The following is a 15,559-nucleotide window of genomic DNA, read 5'->3' as shown; positions in this document are numbered from 1 at the left end:
CAGTGCTGCGCACTCACGACCTGGGCACGCTCAGGGCCGAGCACATTGGACAATCCGTCACCCTGGCCGGCTGGGTTGCCCGCCGCCGGGACCACGGAGGGGTCGCCTTCCTGGACCTGCGTGATGCCTCGGGAGTGGCCCAGATCGTCGTGCGCGACGAGGCCGACTTCCACTCGCTGCGCAACGAATTCGTCCTGCAGATCACCGGCACCGTCGAGCGGCGCCCCGAGGGAAATGAGAACCCTGCCCTCGCCACCGGCGAGATCGAGGTCATCGCCGAGTCCGTCGTCGTGCTCAACACCTCGGCACCGCTGCCGTTCCAGGTCGACGAGCACGTCGAGGTCGGCGAGGAGGCGCGCCTGCGCCACCGCTACCTGGACCTGCGCCGCCCCGGCCCGCACGCCAACATCCGGCTGCGCTCCGAGGTCAACCGGGTGGCGCGCGAACTGCTCCACGGTGAGGGCTTCGTCGAGATCGAGACCCCGACGCTGACGCGGTCGACCCCCGAGGGCGCCCGTGACTTCCTGGTCCCGGCCCGCCTGGCCCCCGGGTCCTGGTACGCCCTGCCGCAGTCGCCGCAGCTGTTCAAGCAGCTGCTGCAGGTCGGCGGGTTCGAGAAGTACTACCAGATTGCCCGTTGCTACCGCGACGAGGACTTCCGTGCCGACCGCCAGCCGGAATTCACCCAGCTGGACATCGAGGCCTCCTTCGTCGAACAGGACGACATCATCGCGTTGGGCGAGGGGATCGTGAAGGCCCTCTGGCAGCTGATCGACGTCGAGGTCCCGACCCCGATCCAGCGGATGACCTACGCCGACGCGATGCAGAAGTACGGTTCGGACAAGCCGGACCTGCGCTTCGGCCTGGAGCTGACCGAGCTGAAGGACTTCTTCAAGGACACCACCTTCCGCGTCTTCCAGGCACCGTACGTCGGCGCCGTCGTCATGCCCGGCGGGGCCTCGCAGCCGCGCCGCACCCTGGACGCCTGGCAGGAATGGGCGAAGCAGCGCGGCGCCAAGGGCCTGGCCTACGTCCTGCTCCAGGAGGACGGCACGCTCACCGGACCGGTGGCCAAGAACCTCACCGACTTCGAGCGCGAGAACCTCGCAGCCACCGTGGGCGCCAACCCCGGCGACTGCATCTTCTTCGCCGCCGGAACCCCCGCGGAGTCCCGTGCCCTGCTGGGCGCGGCCCGGGTGGAGATCGGCCACCGCACCGGACTGATCAAGGACGGCGACTGGGCCTTCGTCTGGGTCGTCGACGCCCCGATGTTCGAATCCGCGGAGGCGGCAGTGGCCTCCGGCGACGTGGCCGTCGGCGCCGGCAAGTGGACGGCAGTCCACCACGCCTTCACCTCCCCGAAGCCGGAGTTCCTGGACACGTTCGATAAGGATCCGGAAAACGCACTGTCCTACGCCTACGACATCGTCTGCAACGGCAACGAGATCGGCGGCGGCTCCATCCGCATCCACCAGGGCGACGTGCAGGAACGCGTGTTCAAGCTGATGGGCCTGGACGAGGAGGCCGCGCAGTCCAAGTTCGGCTTCCTGCTCGAGGGCTTCAAGTACGGCGCCCCGCCGCATGGCGGAATCGCCTTCGGCTGGGACCGCGTGGTGCAGCTGCTGACCAACTCGGATTCGATCCGCGACGTCATCGCGTTCCCGAAGACCGGCGGCGGCTACGACCCGCTGACCCAGGCACCGGCACCGATCACCGCCCAGCAGCGCAAGGAGGCCGGGGTCGACACCAAGCCCGAGGCCAAGAAGGCACCGAAGGACGAGGAAGCGGCGAAGTAGCCGCCCCTCCACTCCAGCAGCTCACCCGGGGGCGCCCGCAACCGTTGCGGGCGCCCTTGGTGCATCTACCGCAACCGATCCCACCAGCGAGAGGACTCCCATGCCGACGAGGGAAGAGCACATCAGCACGGTGCTGGACCACGACCGCTTGGCTTCCACCGGGCGCCGCCTGGTCCGGCTGCTCTTGTTCGGGTTCGGGGTGATGCTGGTCTTCGTCGCCGTGCGCCTGTCCTTCGAGGGCGGCTGGGCCGGCAGTTCCTTCAACGGGCCCTTCGTCCCGCTGCTGCCCGTCATCGCCCTGGGACTGGCACTGCTCTATGGCGGGTGGATGATGTGGACCCGGGGCCGGCTCCGGCGCGCGGTGTGCCTCGGGGCGGCCGCGGTGCTGGTCTTCGGCGGAGGCATCGCAGTCGTGAGCCGCTTGCCCGAGGACCTGTTCCCTGGGTTCCCGCACTGGATGATGGCCCTGGCAGGGGTGGTCGCGATCGTGCTCGGTGTGCTCCTGCGCGAGGGCCCGGCCCGCCCGCTGGACGGCGTGGACGGCAACGACCCGGACGCCAAGGCGACCCGCATCCGGCACCTGCTGATCGGCCGCTACGGATTCCCCCGGGCCGTGGCCGCCTCCGCCACCGCTGCCCTGCCCGAGGCTCCCGCGTCCAACTCTGCATCCTCCAACTCCGCGTCCCCCGTCGCCGATGCCCTGGACGGACACCCGGAGGTCGTCGCGGCACGGCTGGCCGCCCGTACCCCGGAAGCCGCGGCACGGACCATTCTTCTCAAGCGGCTGGCCTGGCTGGTGGCCGTGGCACTCTGGTTGGGCCTGGTGGGCGTGCCGGGGATCCTCGAGGACGGACTCGACGGGCAGGGTGCGCTCATGGTGGCCCTCGGCGTCCTGGTCCTGGCGTGGTCGCTGTGGCGGCTGGTGCCGGCCCGCCGCGCCGGAGACGCCGACACGTTGCTTCGGCTCCGCAGCGCCCGTGCCCGGCGCATCGACCTGGTCATCGACCCGCACGCTTAGGCCGCACCCGCGCGATTCAGCCGGGCAAGTCCGCGGTGTCGACGATGAGGGTGAACGGCCCGGAATTCACCAGCGACACCTCCATGTGCCCGCCGAACACCCCGTGCTCCACGCGGGCCCCGAGCCCGCGCAGCCGTTCCATGAACTCCTCGTACAGGGGTTCGGAGACGGCACGTGGCGCCGCGGCCGACCAGCTGGGCCGCCGCCCCTTGCGCACGTCCCCGTAGAGCGTGAACTGGCTGACCACCAGTACCGGTGCCCCGGTATCGGCACACGACCGCTCATCGTCGAGCATGCGCAACCTGAAGATCTTCTCCGCCAACCGGCCGGCCTCATCGGCGGTGTCGGTGGTCGTCACCCCCAGCAGGACCAGCAGGCCCGGCTCATCGATGGCGCCGACGACCGCCCCGTCCACCTCGACCGAGGCCCGTCCCACCCGTTGCACTACAGCCCTCACACCCGTGTCCTTGTCTCCGTGGCCAGTTCCCCGTCCACCGTATCCGGCCGCGGCAGGCACACCGGCACGCCCCCCGGGCAGGCACTAGGGTGGATGGGTGAGAGATTTGCTCAGCCCCCAGGACGACGCCGAGGACGAGCCCGGCCGCGCCTCGCGGCCGCGTCCACCGCTGGCGGTGCGCATGCGCCCCCGCACGGTCGCCGAGCTCGTCGGGCAGCAGCACCTGCTCAAGCCCGGCTCCCCACTCCGACAGCTCGCCGGCGTCGACGGCCCCGGCCCCTCAGGCCCCTCCAGCGTCATCCTCTGGGGTCCACCGGGCACCGGCAAGACCACCATCGCGCACGTCATCGCCCGCGCCCCGGGCCGCCGGTTCGTCGAACTCAGCGCCATCACCGCAGGCGTCAAGGACGTCCGCCGCGTCATGGACCAGGCGCTGACCGACCGCGACATGAACTCCATCACCACCGTGTTGTTCCTGGACGAGATCCACCGGTTCACCAAGGCCCAGCAGGACGCACTGCTGCCCGGGGTGGAGAACCGCTGGGTGGTGCTCATCGCCGCCACCACGGAGAACCCGTCCTTCTCGGTCGTCTCCCCGCTGCTTTCGCGCTCCCTGCTGCTCACGCTCAAACCCCTCGAAGAGGACGACATCCGCGACCTGGTCCTCCGCGCCGTCGGGGATCCCCGCGGACTCGAGGACACGGTGGCCCTGGAACCCGCGGCGTTGGACCACATCGTCCGGCTCTCCGGAGGTGACGCCCGCCGCGCCCTGACCGCACTGGAAGCCGCAGCCGGCGTCGCCTGGGGCGAACAGGCCGGCGCCACCTCCCCGGAGCACGACGGCGATGCCCCCGCCGCGGGCGAAGAGGCACCACCGGAGCGGATCACCGTGGACGCCTCCCACGCCGAACGGGCCATGGACGCAGCCGTCCAGCGCTACGACCGGGCCGGGGACCAGCACTACGACGTCATCAGCGCGTTCATCAAATCCATCAGGGGTTCCGACGTCGACGCCGCCCTGCACTACCTCGCCAAGATGATCGAGGCGGGGGAGGACCCCCGGTTCATCGCCCGGCGGATCATGATCAGCGCCTCGGAGGACATCGGCATGGCGGACCCCACCGCGCTGCAGACAGCTGTGGCTGCCGCCCAGGCGGTCCAGCTGATCGGCATGCCGGAGGGGCGGATCATCCTGGGCCAGGCGGTGGTCCACCTGGCCACCGCACCGAAATCGAACGCCGCCTACAACGGGATCAACGCGGCCATCGCCGACGTGCGGGCCGGCAAGGGCCAGGGCATCCCCACCCACCTGCGCGACGCCCACTATCCGGGGGCCGGCCAGCTCGGCCACGGCAAGGGGTACATTTACTCCCACGACGCCCCGCACTCGATCGCCGAACAGCAGTACGCGCCGGATGACCTGGTGGGACGGGACTACTACACCCCGAACGCCAACGGCAATGAACGGGGCATCGGGGAGCGCCTGGCCCGGATCCGGAGGATCATCCGCGGGCGCTGAATGCACGACGGCGGTGCCCACGATGCTAGGATGGACCCTTGGCTGGCAAGCCGATCCCTTCCGCATGACCCTTCGGGGGCACCCTGGTGCCGTGGATGGAGGTCGAGTTGTAGTACCAAGGGAGCGACTTCCCTTAACTCTCCGACATGGAGGCCAGTAACACACAGTCGCCGTAAGAGAAGAAGGACACCAGTGGCTAACAACACCCGTGCCCGCCGTAAGGTCCGCCTGTCGCGTTCCCTCGGCCTCGCCTTGACCCCCAAGGCAGAAAAGTACATGGAGCGTCGTCCCTATGGCCCCGGCCAGCATGGACGCGCCCGCAAGAAGCAGGACTCCGACTACGCGGTGCGCCTGCGCGAAAAGCAGCGTCTGCGCGCCCAGTACGGCATCCGCGAATCGCAGATGGCCCGCTACTTCGAGGAAGCCAAGCGCACCGCCGGCCAGACCGGTGAGAACCTGGTGGAACTGCTCGAAATGCGTCTGGACGCCCTGGTCCTGCGTGCCGGGTTCGCCCGCACCATCGCCCAGGCCCGTCAGCTCGTCGTCCACCGCCACATCGTGGTTGATGGCCAGCGCGTTGACCGTCCGTCGTTCCGCGTGAGCGAAGGCCAGCTGGTCGCCGTGCACGAGCGGTCCGAGACCATGGTTCCGTTCCAGGTGGCCGCCGCCGGCGCCCACCGCGATGTCCTCCCGGCCGCCCCGGCCTACCTGGACGTCAAGCTGGAATCGCTGCAGGCCCGCCTCGTGCGCCGCCCGAAGCGCTCCGAGGTCCCCGTGACCTGCGAAGAGAACCTCGTCGTCGAGTACTACGCCCGCTAGGAACCAGCAGCAGCTGAATCCCGGGGCGCGGTACGCGCACCACACGGAGCCCGTGACCGACAGGTCACGGGCTCCGTGCGTTGGAGCCGTCGTCGTTCCCCTGGTTGCCGTTCGGGAGCGATGGGGACACCGCCGTGACTTTCCGAACCGGATCCGGGGTGTGCCGCAGGCCCCCGGTGCGCGGAAACGGTACTGTAGGTCATTGTTGATTAGCGCCTAGCAGGAGGAGCAGTTCCATATGACCGGGTCCGATATCGCCGGCCTCATCGCGGCAGGGGTCTTCGCCATCCTCGTCGCCTTGTTGGCAGTGCCCGTGCTGAAGCTCGGAAAGGTCTTCGACGAACTGCGCCTGGCCGTCCGCGAGCTCTCCGACGGCACCAGCCCGCTGCTCGAAGAGGTCACCACCACCGTGGCCTCCACCAACGCCCAGCTGCAGAAGGTGGACGGGATCACCAACAACGTCTCCGATGCCACGGCCAATGTCACGGCGCTCTCCTCGCTGGCCGCCACGGTCCTGGGCGGTCCGCTGATCAAGGTTGCGGCGTTCACGCATGGCGTCCGCAGCGCCGTCAACGCACGATCCGGCGGCACCGGCCGCCGCAGCCGCTAGGAGGCCAGCATGATCAGGAAGCTCTTTTGGGTCGGCATCGGCGTGGGCGTCGGCGTGCTCGCCGCCCGCAAGGTCGGCTCGGTGAAGCAGAACCTCGGCCGGGACGGCCTGAACCGCTCCGTCGGCCGGCTCGCCGATGCGCTGGCCTACTCGGCCGACGCCTTCCGCGACGGCATGCACGGCCGGGAAACCGAACTGCGTGCCGCCCTGGGCCTGGACCAGCCGCCGGCCGGCGGACCCAGCCACCGCGGCTGAGCCGCAGCACCGCCTCGAACACCCATTCCACGAAGGGATCATCAGCAGTCATGAAATCGCAGGAAATCGCCAGCCGGTGGATTGAGTTCTTCGCCGCCAAGGGCCACACCCCGGTGCCCAGCGCCTCGCTGGTCTCCAGCGATCCCTCGTTGCTGTTCACCGTCGCCGGGATGGTCCCCTTCATTCCCTACCTGACTGCCCGGGAACAGGCACCCTACAACCGCGCCGTCAGCGTGCAGAAGTGCATCCGCACCGCCGACATCGAAGAGGTCGGCAAGACCGTCCGCCACGGAACCTTCTTCCAGATGGCCGGGAACTTCTCCTTCGGCGACTACTTCAAGGCCGAGGCGATCCCCTTCGCCTGGGAACTGCTCACCGGTTCCGTCGAGGACGGCTGCTTCGGCCTGGATCCCGAGCGGCTGTGGGTGACCGTCTACGAGGACGGCGACGAACGCGACGACGAGGCCCGCCACATCTGGCGCGACGTGGTCGGGATCCCCGAGGAACGCATCGTGGGCACCGGCAAGGAGGACAACTACTGGAGCACCGGCCAGCCCGGCCCCGGTGGTCCCTGCTCGGAGATCTACTACGACCGCGGTCCCGCCTACGGGCTCGACGGCGGCCCGGCGGTCGACGAGACCCGGTTCATCGAGATCTGGAACCTCGTGTTCATGCAGTACCGCCTCTCGGCGGTCCGCTCCAAGACCGACTTCGACGTCGCCGGGGAACTGCCGCAGAAGAACATCGACACCGGGCTCGGCCTCGAACGCCTGGCGATGATCCTGCAGGGCGTGGAGAACATGTACGAGACCGACCAGGTCCGCCCCGTGATCGACCGGGCGGCCGACCTGGCGGGACGCGAATACACCTCGACGGAGGATCCCGCCGACCCGAACCACACCGACGACGTGCGCCTGCGGGTCGTCGGCGACCACATCCGTTCGTCACTGATGCTCATCAGCGACGGGGTGTCCCCCTCCAACGAGGGGCGCGGCTACGTGCTGCGCCGCCTGATCCGCCGTGCGGTGCGGGCCATGCGCCTGCTCGGCGTGGAGGACCCCGTGCTTCCGGAGCTGCTGCCGGTCTCCCGCGACGCCATGAAGGGCGTCTACCCGGAGGTCGACACAGACTTCGCGCGCATCTCGCGCATCGCCTACGCCGAGGAGCGTGCCTTCCTGCGCACCATCGCCAGCGGCACCGCGCGCCTGGAACAGGCGGTGACCGCGTCGAAGGCCGCAGGAACCCACCTGTCGGGCGAAGAGGCGTTCGCCCTGCACGACACCTACGGATTCCCCATTGACCTGACGCTGGAGATGGCCTCCGAGGCCGGCCTGGCCGTCGACGAGGAGGCTTTCAGGTCGCTGATGTCCGAACAGCGCCAGCGGGCGCAGAAGGATGCCAAGTCCAAGAAGGCAGGACATGCCGACCTGAGCGTGTTCTCCCAGCTGCACGGCGCCGGGGACACGATCTTCACCGGCTACGACGAACTGGCCAGCGGATCCAGCGTCCGCGGCATCGTCCGCGACGGGGTACTGGTGCCGTTCGCCGAACAGGGCCAGGAAATCGAACTCGTGCTCAACGAGACCCCGTTCTACGCCGAAGCCGGCGGACAGGCAGCCGACGTCGGATTGATCACCGGTGACGGATTCGTGGTCGAGGTCCTGGACGTCCAGGCGCCGGTCAAGGGGCTCTCGGTGCATCGCGCCGTCGTGCGCGAGGGCGAACTGCCCGCCGACGCCCAGGTGACCGCCCAGGTCGACACCCAGCGGCGGCGTTCGGGGGAGCAGGCCCACTCGGCCACCCACCTGGTCCATGCGGCCCTGCACCAGATCCTCGGCCCGGAGGCCCTGCAGTCGGGATCCTTCAACAAGGCCGGCTACCTGCGCTTTGACTTCAGCTGGACCGAGGCCCTCTCCGCCGCCGCGCGCTCCGAGGTGGAGGAAGTCGCGAACCTGGCCATCCGCAACGACTTCGACGTGCAGACCACCGTGATGCCGCTGGCCGAGGCCAAGAACCTCGGTGCCATGAGCCTGTTCGGGGAAAAGTACGGCAATACGGTACGCGTCGTGGAGATCGACGGCGCCTGGTCGCGTGAACTCTGCGGCGGCACCCATGTGGCGAACACCTCGCAGATCGGCACCCTGACCCTGCTCGGCGAACAGTCGGTGGGCTCGGGAAACCGGCGCGTGGAGGCCCTGGTGGGCATGGAGGCGTTCCGCCACGGTGCCGCCGAACGGACCCTGGTCAACGAGTTGACCGACCTCTTCCGCGTCCCGTCGGCCGAACTCACGGACCGCATCCACGCAACGCTGGCCAAGCTGAAGGCCGCCGAAAAGGAAATCGAGAAACTCCGGGCCGAGCAGCGGACCGCCCAGGCCGGCGCGCTGGCCTCGCAGGCACGCGACGTCGCCGGGGTCAAGGTCCTGGCGCACGACGCCGGTCCGGTGGCCTCCGCGGATGACCTGCGGGCCCTGGCCCTGGACCTGCGCTCGCGCCTGGGATCCGAGGCAGCCGCCGTCGCGCTGACCGGTGTCGCCAACGATCGTCCCCTGGTCCTGGTGGCCACCAATGACGCGGCCCGTGCCGCCGGGGTGAAGGCCGGCGCGCTGGTGCGCACCGCCGCGGGCATCCTCGGAGGCGGCGGCGGCGGCAAGGACGACGTGGCCCAAGGTGGCGGCTCCGATGCCTCCAAGACCCCCGACGCACTGGCAGCCGTGCTCCGCCAGATCTCGGAGCGATCCTGAGCGGCGCGGACGCCGCGGGTTACCCCCGCGGCGTCAAGCTCGGCGTCGACGTGGGCCTGGCCCGTGTCGGTGTCGCGCTCTGCGACCCCGACGGCGTGCTGGCAACCCCGTTGAAGACCCTGGCCAGGGATGCAAAGAAGAACAGCGACGTGCGTGTCCTCGCCCGCTTGGCCCGCGAGCACGCTGCCGTCCAGGTCTTCGTCGGCCTCCCCCGCTCGTTGCAGGGCCGTGAAACCGGGTCCACCCGCATGGCCCGGGAGTATGCAGACCTGCTGGCCGGGGAGCTCTCCGAGCCGGCACCGGGCATCCCGGTGCGGTTGATCGATGAGCGGCTGACCACCGTTTCGGCCCATCGCGCGCTGCGTGAATCGGGGCTTGACGGACGCAAACACCGCCAGGTCGTGGACCAGGTTGCGGCTGCGGATATTCTGCAACAAGCGGTGGACATGCAAAAATCGCTACAGCGGGATGTCGGCGAGGCCGTGGAACACGGCACACTTCCCGCCAGCACGGAACTTGACTGAAGGACATCATCTGATGAACGACAAGCACCCCGGAGGTCCCGGCGCCGAGCCGGGGGACCCCCAGGAGCGCGCCGGCGGCGCCGACGCTCCCCACGGGAACGCTCCGTTCCGTCGCCTCCGCTCGGGCCGTCGGCGCGCCGAACCCACGGCACCGCTGGACCACGCACCTGACGCGGACTCCTCCGAGGAGCCCCGGCATCCATCGCGCCATGGCGCACCCGCTACCGCTCCGGAGTCCGGGCCGCAGGAGAGCGTGCCGGCCGCCGAGGCCGCTCCACTGGAGGAATTGCCCGTCAGGGACCACCACCACGCAGAAGTCCTCCAGGCGCACCCCGTGGACGACGGGGCCACCGACGCCGCGCCCGAATCCGACGCGGTGCACGAGCACCCCGAGGCCGCATCCGACGACGGTGAACCGGTCGAGGACGAGGACCCCACCACGAGTTTCCTGCTGTCCGGGGGACGAACCACCCCGGGGGTCCGCAAGCGCCGGCGGCGCCGCCGCAACATCATCATGGCCATCATGGTGGGCGTCTTCGCGGTGATCCTGGCCGGCACCGTGCTGATCTTGCAGAACTTCCTGGGCATGTGGGCCCCTGAGGACTACCCGGGCCCCGGCGAGGGCAGCGTCACCTTCACCGTGGAGCCGGGGTGGGGCCCGGGACAGATCGGGGGCCACCTGGCCGACGACGGCATCGTGTCCGACAAGACGATCTTCATCGACGCTATCCAACAGGTCGACGCGGAGAACAAGACCATCCACCCCGGCAAATACGAGCTCAAGTACAAGATGCGCGCCCTCGACGCAGCAACGATCCTCGTGGGCCAGGCAGCCGAGAAGGTCAACTATGTCGCCATCAAGCAGAACGTGCGCACGACGGCGGTCTTCGAGGCGGTCAACAAGGCCACCGGCATTCCCGTCGCCGACCTGGCGGCGCTGAACAAGAAGCCAGGGGACTTCGGCCTCAAGGCACCGGTGAGCAACCTCGAGGGCTTCCTGCACCCCGGCGAATACCGTTTCCCACTCGATGCCAGCGCCAAGGACATCCTGCAGCAGATGGTGGACGCGACGCTGAAGGAACTCACCAGCCAGGGCGTGACGGATCCCGCGGAGCAGTACAAGATGCTCAAGATCGCCAGCATCCTCCAGGCCGAGGCACGCCCGAAGGACTACAAGACCGTCTCCGGCGCGTTGGACAACCGCCTGAAACCCGACAACACCGAAACCGGCGGCTATCTCCAGGTCGACTCCGCCGTCATCTATGGACTGGACCGCTACACGCTGCAGTTGACCAAGCAGGAGAAGGCCGACAAGTCCAACAAATACAACACCTACGCCCATCAGGGACTTCCGCCCACGCCCATCGGCTCCCCGGCCGACACGGCGATCGAGGCGGCCATCCACCCGGAGAAGAACGACTACTACTACTGGGTCACCGTCAACACCCAGACGGGCGAGACGAAGTTCGCCAAGACCTACGAGCAGCACAAGGTCTACCAGCAGCAGTTCCGCGACTGGTGCCAGGCGAACGAGGCGACCTGCAAGTGAGCATCACCGGACGGGCCGCGGTCTTCGGCCAGCCGATCAGCCATTCCAAGTCCCCGGCCCTGCACCTGGCCGCCTACGCGGCGCTGGGGGTGGACCTCCAGTACGGTTCCATCGATGCCGGAGCCGCAGAGGCGGCTCAGCTGGCCCAGATGCTGGGCACCGAACCCGGGTGGCGGGGGGCCTCGGTGACCATGCCGCTGAAGCAGGCGATGGTCCCGTTCATGGATGAGGTCTCCGAGCGGGTCAGGCGCCTGGGGGTGCTGAACACCATCGTGGTCAGCGGGGAACCGGGGGCCATCCGGCTGCGCGGGGAGAACACCGACGTCGAGGGAATCGTCCGCGCCCTCACCGACGCCGGTGCCACGCGGGTGGACACCGTGGCCGTGTTGGGTGCCGGTGGCACCGCCAGTGCGGCCACCGAGGCACTGTCGCTGCTGGGGGCCACCCACCTGGACTTCGTGGTCCGCACGCCCGAGCGGGCCCGCGGTGTCATCGAGTTGGCCTCCTCCCTGGGGCACACCACCGAGGCCATCGACGTGGACGCCGCTGCGGATCGGATGGGCGGATACGACGCAGTCGTCTCCACGCTTCCACCCCACGCAGCCGACGGGCTCCCCGAACGGCTGGGATTGAAGGCCCTGCGCGCGGGAACGCCGCTGTTGGATGTCGCCTACGACCCGTGGCCCAGCGCGCTGGGCTCCGCCTGGTCCGCCGCCGGTGGATCGGTGGTCGGGGGGCTGTCCATGTTGCTGCACCAGGCGGTGGAGCAGGTACGCCTGTTCACCGGCATCCGCGACGCCGATTGGCCCGAAGTCACAAATGTGATGTGTGACGCAGTAGGGCTGCCGCACCCGATCCACTGACCCCCGGACATGGCAGTATGGTCTTCATGTTGCGTTGGTTGACGGCGGGCGAATCACACGGCCCCGCACTCGTTGGAATCCTGGAGGGCCTGCCTGCCGGCGTGCCCCTGACCACTTCCGATGTCCAGGATGCGCTGGCACGGCGCCGTCTCGGATACGGCCGCGGTGCCCGCATGAAGTTCGAAAAGGACCAGGTCACCTTCCTGGGAGGCGTCCGCCACGGGCTGACCCAGGGCGGACCGGTGGCCATCGAGGTCGCCAACACCGAATGGCCCAAATGGGAAAAGGTCATGAACGCCGACCCCGTCGACGCCACCGAACTTGAATCTCTCGCCCGCAATGCGCCCCTGACACGGCCACGCCCGGGACACGCCGACTTCACCGGCATGCAGAAATACGGCTTCGACGACGCCCGCCCGGTCCTGGAGCGCGCCAGCGCCCGCGAAACCGCGGCCCGCGTCGCCCTCGGCACCGCAGCGGCACGATTCCTCGCCGGCCTGGGCATCGAACTGGTCAGCCACACGGTGGCCGTCGGCACCGTCTCGTCCCCCGAGGGCTCCGCGGTCCCGATCCCCTCCGACGTGGTCGCCCTGGATGCCGACCCGCTGCGCTGCTTTGACCGCGACACCTCCGACGCCATGGTCGCCGAGGTCGACGCCGCGCACAAGGACGGCGAGACCCTGGGCGGCATCGTGGAGGTCATCGCCTACAACCTGCCCTCCGGGCTGGGTTCCTACGTCCACTGGGACCGCCGCCTGGACGGCCGCCTGGCGGCCGCCCTCATGGGCATCCAGGCGATCAAGGGCGTCGAGGTCGGCGACGGCTTCCTGACGGCCTCCCGCCGCGGTTCGGCCGCCCACGACGAGATCGTGCGGGACGGCGACGGAACCATCCGCCGCACCTCCAACCGTGCCGGCGGCATCGAAGGCGGCATGAGCATCGGGGACCCCCTGCGCGTACGTGCCGCCATGAAGCCGATCGCCACCGTCCCGCGCGCCCTGCGCACCGTGGACGTGGCCACCGGCGAACCCACCACGGCCCACCACCAGCGTTCCGATGTCTGTGCGGTTCCGGCAGCCGGAGTCGTGGCCGAGGCGATGGTCGCCCTGGTCCTGGCCGAGGCGGTCACCGAGAAGTTCGGTGGCGATTCCCTCGCCGAGACGCGTCGGAACCTGGAGGCCTACCTGGCAGCCATTCCCGCGGAACTGGGCTCGGGCCGCCCCTGATGTCCGCAGGCATCTTCCTGATCGGCCCCATGGCCACCGGCAAGTCGGTGGTGGGGCGCGAACTGGCATCCCGGCTCGGTGTCGCCTTCATCGACACCGACGCCGAGGTCACCGCGGCCCACGGCAGCATCGCCGACATCTTCGCCGCGGGAGGCGAACCGGCCTTCCGCGCCCTGGAGTCGGCCGCCCTGGCCGAGGCATCCACCACCGGGGAACCGGCAGTCATCGCCACCGGGGGAGGGGCGGTGCTGGCCCCGGAGAACCGGGCCCTGCTGCGCGCGGGGTATACGGTCTATCTGGAAACCGACCTGGAAACCGTCACCGCACGCATCGCCGGTGCACCGGGACGCCCGCTGCTGGAGGGCAACCCGCTGGACCGCTGGGTCAAGATCTTCGCGGCCCGCGAAGCCCACTACCGCCACTGCGCGACACTGACCGTCGACGCACGCACCGGTACCGTGGCGGAACTGGCCGAGCACATCCTCGACGCCTACCGGCGTCGTGCATCAACCACTGGAGGCATCACCACATGAGCAGCGCTTCAACCCGAATCTCCGTCACGGGTTCGGCCCCCGAGCAGAACTACGACGTCGTGGTCGGCGGGGGACTGCTGGGCGAGTTGCCGGCGCTGCTCGGTGAACGCGTCCGCAAGGTCCTGATCATCCACCCGCGCGCCCTGCGGACCACCGGGGACACCGTCAAATCCGACCTGGAATCCGCGGGATTCACAGCCATGACCGCCGAGATCCCCGACGCCGAGGAAGGCAAGCACATCGAGGTCGCCTCGTTCTGCTGGAAGGTCCTGGGCCAGAACGACTTCACCCGTTCGGACGCCATCGTCGCCGTCGGCGGCGGCGCGGTCACCGACCTTGCAGGTTTCGTCGCCGCCACCTGGCTGCGCGGGGTCAAGGTCATCCACGTGCCCACCAGCCTGCTGGGCATGGTGGACGCCGCGGTCGGCGGCAAGACCGGCATCAACACAGCGGAGGGCAAGAACCTGGTCGGCGCCTTCCACCCGCCGGCCGGCGTGCTCGTTGACCTGGACGCCCTGGCGACGCTGCCCCCGAACGAACTGGTCACCGGCCTGGCCGAGGCCGTCAAATGCGGTTTCATCGCCGATCCGCGCATCCTCGAGATCATCGAAGCCGACCCACAGGCCGCCTCCACCGCCGGGACACCCGAACTGCGCGAGATCATCGAACGCTCCATCGCCGTGAAGGCGGCCGTCGTCTCCGCCGACCTGCGCGAGGCCGGGCAGCGCGAATTCCTGAACTACGGACACACCCTGGCCCATTCGATCGAACTGGCCGAGCGGTACCAGATGCGCCACGGCGCGGCGGTGTCCATCGGGCTGGTCTTCGCCGCCGAGCTGGCCCGGTCCATGGGCCGCATCAGCGACGAGCTGGCCGACAGGCACCGTGACATCCTGGCCTCGCTCGGCCTGCCGGTGACCTACCGCAAGGACCGTTGGGCCGCCCTGCTGGACGGGATGCGCCGGGACAAGAAGGCACGCGGTGACCTGTTGCGCTTCGTCGTCCTGGACGACCTGGCCAAGCCGGGCATGCTGGAGGTCCCGGACACCTCGCTGCTGTTCGCCGCCTACCAGGAGATCGCCGAATGAGTGCCGACATCGACTGGATCCCCACCGGCATCCCGGGACTGTCCATCCACCCCGGGACGCTGCTGGCCGAGGTCATGGACGAGGCAGCCGCCAGCGGCGCCTTCGACACGGCCAACCCCGTGGAACAGGTGATGATCGAGGTGGCACGGGGCAACGTCTCCGCCGCTGCCGAGCTGGTCACCGAGACCCGGCTGCTGGATCCGCAGAACTTCCCGATGCGGGTGGTCGACGCCGACGTGGTGCGGGCCAGTGGCGACCCGGAACGCGCCATCAAGCGCCTGCGCAACCTCATCGAGGAGTACAAGGACAGCGCCCACGAGGCGGTGCTGCAGCAGCAGCTCGGGGTCCTGTACTACACGGTGGGCGACTACCACGCTGCCGTGACGCGCTTCCGCACGGCCTTGGAACTGCGCATCGAAGCCGGGGACGAGCAGTTCCGGATCGAGATCTCCCGCCGGTCGCTGGCCGCCGCGCAGGCCAAGTCCGCGGCCGTACGTTAGAATGGCTATGGTTTTTTGACAATTGCGCCCTGGACCGCCGCACCGCTGGACATCCCGG

General features: G+C 69.3%; 15 protein-coding genes. 14 read left to right on the top strand and 1 reads right to left on the bottom strand.

Annotated elements, in window-relative coordinates; translation table 11 throughout:
• The first annotated feature begins 2 nt into the window (after positions 1-2).
• On the top strand, positions 3-1,796 hold the full coding sequence (aspS, locus tag ACN0TP_RS15580) for an aspartate--tRNA ligase (protein WP_417220418.1): 1,794 nt from the start codon (positions 3-5) through the stop codon (positions 1,794-1,796).
• A gap of 100 nt (positions 1,797-1,896) precedes the next feature.
• On the top strand, positions 1,897-2,814 hold the full coding sequence (locus ACN0TP_RS15575) for a hypothetical protein (RefSeq protein WP_417220417.1): 918 nt from the start codon (positions 1,897-1,899) through the stop codon (positions 2,812-2,814).
• Between the two features lie 16 nt (positions 2,815-2,830).
• Here ACN0TP_RS15575 and dtd read toward each other — a convergent pair whose 3' ends face one another.
• Positions 2,831-3,271, bottom strand: coding sequence for a D-aminoacyl-tRNA deacylase (gene dtd / locus ACN0TP_RS15570; protein WP_417220416.1), 441 nt, complete (start codon positions 3,269-3,271; stop codon positions 2,831-2,833).
• Between the two features lie 181 nt (positions 3,272-3,452).
• On the opposite strand from dtd, the gene ACN0TP_RS15565 reads away from it, so the two are divergent.
• From ACN0TP_RS15565 to ACN0TP_RS15510, 12 genes are all read left to right on the top strand, one after another.
• Positions 3,453-4,790, top strand: a complete 1,338-nt coding sequence (locus tag ACN0TP_RS15565) for a replication-associated recombination protein A (protein WP_417220463.1) — start codon at positions 3,453-3,455, stop codon at positions 4,788-4,790.
• Between the two features lie 192 nt (positions 4,791-4,982).
• Positions 4,983-5,609 (top strand): 30S ribosomal protein S4, encoded by a 627-nt coding sequence (rpsD, locus tag ACN0TP_RS15560; protein ID WP_417220414.1) that lies wholly within the window; start codon positions 4,983-4,985, stop codon positions 5,607-5,609.
• A gap of 238 nt (positions 5,610-5,847) precedes the next feature.
• Positions 5,848-6,219 carry a DUF948 domain-containing protein gene (locus ACN0TP_RS15555; protein ID WP_417220413.1) on the top strand — a complete coding sequence of 124 codons (372 nt, stop codon included), beginning with the start codon at positions 5,848-5,850 and terminating at the stop codon, positions 6,217-6,219.
• Positions 6,220-6,228: 9 nt separating this feature from the next.
• Positions 6,229-6,474, top strand: coding sequence for a hypothetical protein (locus tag ACN0TP_RS15550; protein ID WP_417220411.1), 246 nt, complete (start codon positions 6,229-6,231; stop codon positions 6,472-6,474).
• A gap of 50 nt (positions 6,475-6,524) precedes the next feature.
• Entirely contained in the window at positions 6,525-9,218 is a 2,694-nt protein-coding gene (gene alaS / locus ACN0TP_RS15545; protein WP_417220410.1) for an alanine--tRNA ligase, read from the top strand.
• A complete protein-coding gene (gene ruvX, locus ACN0TP_RS15540; RefSeq protein WP_417220461.1) occupies positions 9,212-9,742 on the top strand; it encodes a Holliday junction resolvase RuvX in 531 nt (176 codons plus the stop codon). Before alaS ends, ruvX begins: the two co-directional genes overlap by 7 nt.
• Before the next feature lie 13 nt (positions 9,743-9,755).
• The gene (gene mltG / locus ACN0TP_RS15535) at positions 9,756-11,291 is read left to right on the top strand and encodes an endolytic transglycosylase MltG (protein WP_417220408.1); all 1,536 of its coding nucleotides are present in this window, start codon (positions 9,756-9,758) and stop codon (positions 11,289-11,291) included.
• The gene (locus tag ACN0TP_RS15530; RefSeq protein WP_417220407.1) at positions 11,288-12,154 is read left to right on the top strand and encodes a shikimate dehydrogenase; all 867 of its coding nucleotides are present in this window, start codon (positions 11,288-11,290) and stop codon (positions 12,152-12,154) included. Before mltG ends, ACN0TP_RS15530 begins: the two co-directional genes overlap by 4 nt.
• 26 nt (positions 12,155-12,180) lie before the next feature.
• Positions 12,181-13,380, top strand: coding sequence for a chorismate synthase (gene aroC, locus ACN0TP_RS15525; RefSeq protein ID WP_417220405.1), 1,200 nt, complete (start codon positions 12,181-12,183; stop codon positions 13,378-13,380).
• Entirely contained in the window at positions 13,380-13,913 is a 534-nt protein-coding gene (locus ACN0TP_RS15520; RefSeq protein WP_417220404.1) for a shikimate kinase, read from the top strand. The genes aroC and ACN0TP_RS15520 overlap by 1 nt, the downstream gene beginning before the upstream one ends.
• Complete coding sequence (gene aroB, locus ACN0TP_RS15515) at positions 13,910-15,001, top strand: 3-dehydroquinate synthase (RefSeq protein ID WP_417220402.1); 1,092 nt, start codon at positions 13,910-13,912, stop codon at positions 14,999-15,001. The genes ACN0TP_RS15520 and aroB overlap by 4 nt, the downstream gene beginning before the upstream one ends.
• Positions 14,998-15,501, top strand: a complete 504-nt coding sequence (locus ACN0TP_RS15510) for a tetratricopeptide repeat protein (RefSeq protein WP_417220400.1) — start codon at positions 14,998-15,000, stop codon at positions 15,499-15,501. The genes aroB and ACN0TP_RS15510 overlap by 4 nt, the downstream gene beginning before the upstream one ends.
• Positions 15,502-15,559: the final 58 nt, after the last annotated feature.

Source organism: Arthrobacter sp. (assembly GCF_048266065.1).
Classification (GTDB): domain Bacteria; phylum Actinomycetota; class Actinomycetes; order Actinomycetales; family Micrococcaceae; genus Arthrobacter_H.
The sequence above is the reverse complement of the archived record's forward strand: the minus strand, read 5'-3'. Positions and strand labels throughout refer to the sequence as shown.